This is a genomic window from Streptomyces hygroscopicus, assembly GCF_026168105.1.
Lineage (GTDB): Bacteria > Actinomycetota > Actinomycetes > Streptomycetales > Streptomycetaceae > Streptomyces > Streptomyces hygroscopicus_D.
In genome coordinates this window covers 1-5651 of the sequence record NZ_LBMW01000109.1, presented here as the reverse complement: position 1 = coordinate 5651, position 5651 = coordinate 1, and the positions used below count along the sequence as shown (strand labels likewise).

General features: G+C 66.4%; 8 protein-coding genes. 4 read left to right on the top strand and 4 right to left on the bottom strand.

Annotated elements, in window-relative coordinates; all coding sequences use genetic code 11:
* Positions 1–357 precede the first annotated feature (357 nt).
* The 3 genes from AAW14_RS38835 to AAW14_RS38825 all read left to right on the top strand — a co-directional run bounded on the left by AAW14_RS38835 (position 358) and on the right by AAW14_RS38825 (position 2774).
* A complete protein-coding gene (locus AAW14_RS38835) occupies positions 358–1137 on the top strand; it encodes a NucA/NucB deoxyribonuclease domain-containing protein (protein ID WP_265569184.1) in 780 nt (259 codons plus the stop codon).
* A gap of 88 nt (positions 1138–1225) precedes the next feature.
* Positions 1226–1714 (top strand): hypothetical protein, encoded by a 489-nt coding sequence (locus AAW14_RS38830; protein ID WP_265569183.1) that lies wholly within the window; start codon positions 1226–1228, stop codon positions 1712–1714.
* Positions 1715–2147: 433 nt separating this feature from the next.
* The gene (locus AAW14_RS38825; RefSeq protein ID WP_265569182.1) at positions 2148–2774 is read left to right on the top strand and encodes a PASTA domain-containing protein; all 627 of its coding nucleotides are present in this window, start codon (positions 2148–2150) and stop codon (positions 2772–2774) included.
* A gap of 144 nt (positions 2775–2918) precedes the next feature.
* On the opposite strand, the gene AAW14_RS38820 is transcribed toward AAW14_RS38825, so the two are convergent.
* The 3 genes from AAW14_RS38820 to AAW14_RS38810 all read right to left on the bottom strand — a co-directional run bounded on the left by AAW14_RS38820 (position 2919) and on the right by AAW14_RS38810 (position 3614).
* Complete coding sequence (locus tag AAW14_RS38820; protein WP_265569181.1) at positions 2919–3104, bottom strand: hypothetical protein; 186 nt, start codon at positions 3102–3104, stop codon at positions 2919–2921.
* 69 nt (positions 3105–3173) lie between these two features.
* Positions 3174–3329 (bottom strand): hypothetical protein, encoded by a 156-nt coding sequence (locus AAW14_RS38815; protein WP_265569180.1) that lies wholly within the window; start codon positions 3327–3329, stop codon positions 3174–3176.
* Between the two features lie 84 nt (positions 3330–3413).
* Positions 3414–3614, bottom strand: coding sequence for a hypothetical protein (locus tag AAW14_RS38810; RefSeq protein ID WP_265569179.1), 201 nt, complete (start codon positions 3612–3614; stop codon positions 3414–3416).
* A 284-nt stretch (positions 3615–3898) separates the two neighbouring features.
* On the opposite strand from AAW14_RS38810, the gene AAW14_RS38805 reads away from it, so the two are divergent.
* Entirely contained in the window at positions 3899–4639 is a 741-nt protein-coding gene (locus AAW14_RS38805; protein WP_265569177.1) for a VOC family protein, read from the top strand.
* A 208-nt stretch (positions 4640–4847) separates the two neighbouring features.
* On the opposite strand, the gene AAW14_RS38800 is transcribed toward AAW14_RS38805, so the two are convergent.
* A protein-coding gene (locus AAW14_RS38800; protein ID WP_265569185.1) for an IS5 family transposase occupies positions 4848–5647 on the bottom strand; the annotation gives its coding sequence in 2 pieces (ribosomal slippage) (positions 4848–5309 and positions 5312–5647; 798 coding nt in all).
* Between the last annotated feature and the right edge of the window lie 4 nt (positions 5648–5651).

The window sequence follows — 5651 nt, the reverse complement described above, 5'->3', positions numbered from 1 at the left end:
CCTCATCTGCTACCGCAGACTCACCAAATGAGATGGCTTCTAAGCTGCGAGGCCTCTTGACGATGCGCTGCCAGGAAAGCGCCTGGCATCGAATCGCGTCGAGAGAGGGGGATCACAGCGTGGTTCATCAACAGCAAGGGCGTACTCGTCGCTGGGATAGCGGCGTTATCGCTCGTCGGCTCAGGAGCGGCTGCCGCGCAGGCTGAGCCGGCCGGCTACACCCTCCGCGTCCAGCAGACGGCGCCGAGCCATACTGCAGTTGCCCGGCAGGACGCAGCCGACGTCACGTGCCAGGTCAACCAAATCTTCATCTCCCGCTACGGGGAATGCGAGAACGCCACCATCATCGTCACGGCAATGAAGAACGGCAAACCCGTGGGAACGGCGACGTTCACCGCCTACCACACGATGCAGCTCAACCAGCTCAGCCGCACCGGGTCGGAAAGCATCCAGTACAGCAAAGCGACCATCGAAGGCGACGCCAAGGGCATCGAGGTAAGCGCGACTGCCACCGCCGTCGGAACGGCGAAGGCCTCGATGAACTTCCCTCAAGGACACGTCATCGACGGACCCTTCACAGCGGGCGTGACGTACAGCGACTCCGTCGGACCCGGCAAGGTCAACCCGTCCCGCACCACCTACCGGTACACGTTCAACAAGCCGGGCTACGCCACCGGCGCGGATGTGTACGAGTCCGCGTACTACGGCTGCGACGACACCTTCAAACGCATGTCTGCCAGCTGCGTCTTCCGCGACGCACCCGGGGCCGTGAGCATGGTCGACCTGCCCTACATCTCCGCCGGCATCCGCGCCTTGCGTGCGAGCGGTGGCCACTACGGCGACCCCAACGGCGGACCGGTACTGCACGCGCTCGCCGACTCCAAGCAGGCATCCAAAAATCGGGACGCCGTGTGCGGAAAAACCGCCCCGACCCCGGCGGAGAAGGCCCAGGGCCGTACCTGGTGCGATGAGTACCCGTTCGCCGCCACCTACGAAGGCGGAACGTCCCTGCCGGCCAGTCAGCGGGAGATCACCTACACCACACCCAACGAACAGCAGCGCCAGGGTGGCCTCATAACGGCCTTCAAGAGGAAGTACCGCATCCTCGACCACGATCCGTTCTACGTGATCGCCTGACTTTCTCACTAGGGTCGGTGGCACCGGCCAACAGATGTCCGGTGCCACCGTCGTGGTGAAGCTGGGTCGCATGTCGTGAAGGAGAGCCGTGAGCCATCCCGAGCCGGTCGCCGTACACCACCTGGTCTTCCCGGCCTCGTACCTTCAGTACCGGGTCCAATTCCCTCCTGACGACGCCGAACAGCTGTGGCGCGAGGAATTTGAGGACTTCATCCAAACCTCTGCCGGCGGCTTGCTCGCCGCGACGGACGACGGGCAGTTCGTGATGATCAGCTGCGGCGTCCAACAAGGCGAAGTCGATCTCACCGTCCAGTTCTTCACTCAGCCGCCTCCTCCCCCTGAGGCCAGCTGGCAGATCACTCCAGACGTCGACGTCGTGATCGACCGCGTCTTGGTGCTGTGCAATCCCGATGACGATCAGGAGGACATCCCCGTCCCCTACCATCACGATCAGCCCACCCGGCACCGGCTGCGGGTACTGTACGCCGACCGACCCCAAGGCTCCTCCGAAGCCTTCCGGCAACAGGAAGCCGGAAAACTGGAGAAGAACGTCATCCAGATCTGGCCCGCCCCATAAGACTGGCGGCGGAAGCGCTCTGGAGTCCACGGGCGGTCCACCTCGGCCCGTCTGACGACGGGGCCCGGACAGCATTACGGGGAGACTCTGAGCGTGCGGCATCCCGGCGCGAGCGCCGGCGCGATTGTGACCCGCTCCATCTTGACCCGCTCCATCTATGGTGCTGTCGGACCGGACCAGCTTGAACTCGACGCCGTCTGTGATCCAAACCGCTTCGGCGAGCACGAAGGTGTCCGTGAAGATCACCGACGTCGTGGCCCAGGGTGGATGACGCGTCGAAGGCCAGGCACGCAGCAGCCCCGATCCGCCTTGGATCGGCGCCTTCACCCTGTCCGTTACCCGATCCGGTCACAAGCCCGTCACACAACCACCACCCCACCACCATTGGCCCCTACACTCACCTCCCTGCCACACCCGCACACATGGGGGGACCATGAACCGCAGAACACTCGCCTACACCGCCGCCGTCATCACCATCCTCGCCGCCAGCACCGCATGCCAGCCGGCCAAGACGACCGGCAACAACGGCAGCACCGAAACGGCCAGCACAGGCACCAACGGCAGCAAGGGCGCCACCGCCAAGAAGACCGTCCCGAACTTTGTCGGCATGGGCCTCCAATCCGCTCAAGACACCGCCCAGAAGAACGGCTTCTACAGCCTCGACTCCCACGACGCGCTCGGCCGCGCCCGCATGCAGATCCTCGACCGCGACTGGAAGGTCTGCTCCCAGAACGTGAAGGCCGGCACGAACGCGTCGACTGACACCAAGCTCGACTTCGGGGCGGTGAAGCTCGAAGAGACCTGCCCCAGCCACGACCAGGCCGCCCCCTCTGCGGCGGGCGGCACCATGCCGGACTTCCACGGCAAGTCGATGAAGGCCGCCAGGATGGCCCTCGACACCAGCACGTCGATCACGGTCAACGATGCGACCGGGGACGGCCGCCTTGTGATCGTCGAGTCCAACTGGCAGGTGTGCACGCAGAAGCCGGCGGCGGGCGCGAAGCTGAACGGGCAGCCAGTCGAGTTCACCGTGGTGAAGTTCGGGGAGAGCTGCCCCTGAACACGGGCGAGGTCCCGGAGCAGCCGCCCGGCCCCGGGGCCTTCGGCGCGTGCGACTAGCCGAACAGGGGCGCTCCCGCCGGGGCGGCGGCCGTCGAGGCCGGTCACGTGCGACTCCGCGCGCTGACCCGCCGGTTGCGGGGCCTCACCGTTCCTCGGGGCCCCGGCTGCTGTCCGCCGGGCGCGGCGCAGGAACGGCGCGGGCGATCCAGCCGTCGGTCCGTACCTGGACGGGCAGCATGACGGGAATGAGTGCGGCCTCGACAAGGAGTTCGAGCCCCTTGACGCACTCTTCCCCGGTGTCGCCCTGCGCGCTGAACCGGATGGCCATGCCCCCAGTGGGATTGGCGGGCCGATGCCGCGCGGGCGGAATCACGAAGTCCGTTGCACCGACCACATGTCACAAGACGGCCTGCGAACCCTTGCCCTCCGAGGAGAAAAACCGCAGCCGGAACGGCTGGGCCAGCACCTCGTCGAACCCGCCGACGAAGTCCAGGACCAGCAGCATCCAGCGTTCGGCCAGACTCTCGAAGCCGTGCTGCCGACGGGTTGTCACCAGACACTCCAGCCCAGGCCGGTGACGCTGACAGGTCCGCCACGAGTACCGCCGCACCGGCACCGACGCCATCGCCGGCCCCGCCTACAGGTCATTCACCGGGACGATGACATCGGACTTCCCGACCTTCCACGTCACCGTCCACGTACGCGGCCATCCCGGCCCCAGATCCAGGCACTTGGTGGCCCGCTTGGGCAGCGCGTACGGCAGCGCAAGGTCGTCAAGGCGGCAGGCGTGGGACCACACCGGCCCGGCCGGAACATCGACAACCTGTACGTCACCCATGGCGAGAGCACAGCGCAAAGCACGAGCCGTACGCGGGGGAAAGCCCAAAACAACATCAACAACCAGGCCGTACGGGTACCCTGCTCAACTCGACAAATCAAATGCTCAGCCACAACCCGTTGGTCCGGGCTCGCTCGCTGTGACGTGGCGAGTGAGCAGTCGGCCTGGCGGAGTGAGCGCTCTGGTTGGCGAGCTGAGCATTGCGGCCGGTGAGGGAGTTGATGTCTGTTTGGCGTCAGTATCCGCGGATTGCCGTTGCAGAGCGGGTGCATAGGATCGCGGGCATGACACTGCGACCTGTCCTGGTGAACATAAAGGCTCTTGATGACTCGGCGGTCGGACGGTTCTGGGCGGAGGCGCTCGGCTGGAGGGTTACCGGCGAGGGACCGGGCGCGACCGCCGCCAAACCTGTCGGCTTCGATTGGCTGGACCCGGTCGGCGTATGCATCGACGTCATTGCCGTCCCGGAACCCAAGACGGCAACAAAGAACCGTGTGCACGTCGATCTCGCCACCACCTCTGCGGCCCATCAAGCGGAGTTGGTCGCGCGCCTTAAAGCTCTCGGTGCGACGCCCGCCCACGTGGGCCAGGGCGACGTGCCGTGGACGGTCCTCGCCGACCCGGAGGGCAACGAGTTCTGCGTACTGGAGCCTCGGGAGATGTACCGCGACACCGGGCCAATCGCCCGGGTGGTGGTCGACTGCACGGATCCGCGGGCCATGGCCCGGTTCTGGGGCGAGGCGATGGACTGGACCCTGCACGAGGTGACGGACGACCAGGCGGTGTGGCGCCCGGCCAAGGGTGTCGGCCCGTATCTTGAGTTCCTCCGCTCGCCCGACGTAAAGACTGTGCCGGACCGCGTCCATCTTGACCTGGTGCCGGACCCTGGTGACAACAAAGCAGCGGAGGTCGCCCGGCTGCGGGCCCTCGGCGCCGCCGACCTCGACGTCGGCCAGGGCGACGTCCCGTGGACGTGTCTTACCGACCCGGAGGGTCACGAGTTCTGCGTCCTCGCCCGCTCCTGACGCGGAGCCTTGACCACACCCCGACACGCCCACCTCGTCTACTCATGCGCCACCCCCCGGGCGGGCCGGGCTGTAGCGTCCCGGTCAATCCGGGCGGCGAGAGCTTGTGTGTCGGGGCGAGATCGGCTTGCTCACCGACCACAACGCTCAACTCGCCAACTGAAGCGCTCAGTGGGCGACACGAAGTCGCACCAGGTAAGAAGCCATCTCATTTGGTGAGTCTGCGGTAGCAGATGAGGGTGCAGGCGATGCTGGTGAAGGCCAGGAAGTGTTCAGCTTTGCGTTCGTAGCGGCGATGGAGGCGGCGGCATCCAGCGAGCCAGGCCATCGTGCGTTCGATGGTCCAGCGGTGGCGTCCCAGCCGCTGGGAAGACTCGACGCGTTTGCGGGCGATGCGGTGCCGGATGCCGCGCTGGCGTAACCATCGGCGCAGATGGTTGTAGTCGTAGCCCTTGTCGGCGTGGAGTTTGGCCGGCCGTCGCCGACGCGGTCCGCGCCGGGAGCGGATAGGCGGGATGCCTCGCACGAGCGGTTCGAGGGCCTGGCTGTCGTGCAGGTTGGCGCCGGATATCCCGACGGACAGGGGCAGTCCGGTTCGCTCGGTGATCAAGTGGATCTTTGAGCCGTACTTGCCCCGATCCACCGGATTCGGACCCGTCAGGTCCCCCTTTTCAGGGCCCGCATGTTCACCGAGTCGATCGCGCAGCGAGACCAGTCCAGTTCACCCCGGGAGCCGAGTTCGTCGAGGACCAGGCGATGGAGCCTCGCCCACACCCGGGCTTTCGACCACTCGGTGAAGCGCCGATGAGCCGTGGGTCCCGACGGTCCGAACGAGGCGGCCGGCAGCTGCTGCCACGTGCAGCCCGATGTGGCCACGAACACGATCGCAGCCAGCACCTCCCTGTCACCATGCCGGCGCCGACCGCCTCCCTGAGGTCGACTCGGCGCCTCCGGCACCACTCGCTGGAACAACTCCCACAGCTCATCCGGCACCAGCCGCTCAACGATCCCC

Bases quoted from the DNA above. Each gene is read 5' to 3' on its own strand.
- AAW14_RS38835 (WP_265569184.1), top strand. From the start codon at position 358: ATGAAGAACGGCAAACCCGTGGGAACGGCGACGTTCACCGCCTACCAC.
- AAW14_RS38825 (WP_265569182.1), top strand. From the start codon at position 2,148: ATGAACCGCAGAACACTCGCCTACACCGCCGCCGTCATCACCATCCTC.
- AAW14_RS38810 (WP_265569179.1), bottom strand. From the start codon at position 3,614: ATGGGTGACGTACAGGTTGTCGATGTTCCGGCCGGGCCGGTGTGGTCC.
- AAW14_RS38805 (WP_265569177.1), top strand. From the start codon at position 3,899: ATGACACTGCGACCTGTCCTGGTGAACATAAAGGCTCTTGATGACTCG.
- AAW14_RS38820 (WP_265569181.1), bottom strand. From the start codon at position 3,104: ATGGCCATCCGGTTCAGCGCGCAGGGCGACACCGGGGAAGAGTGCGTC.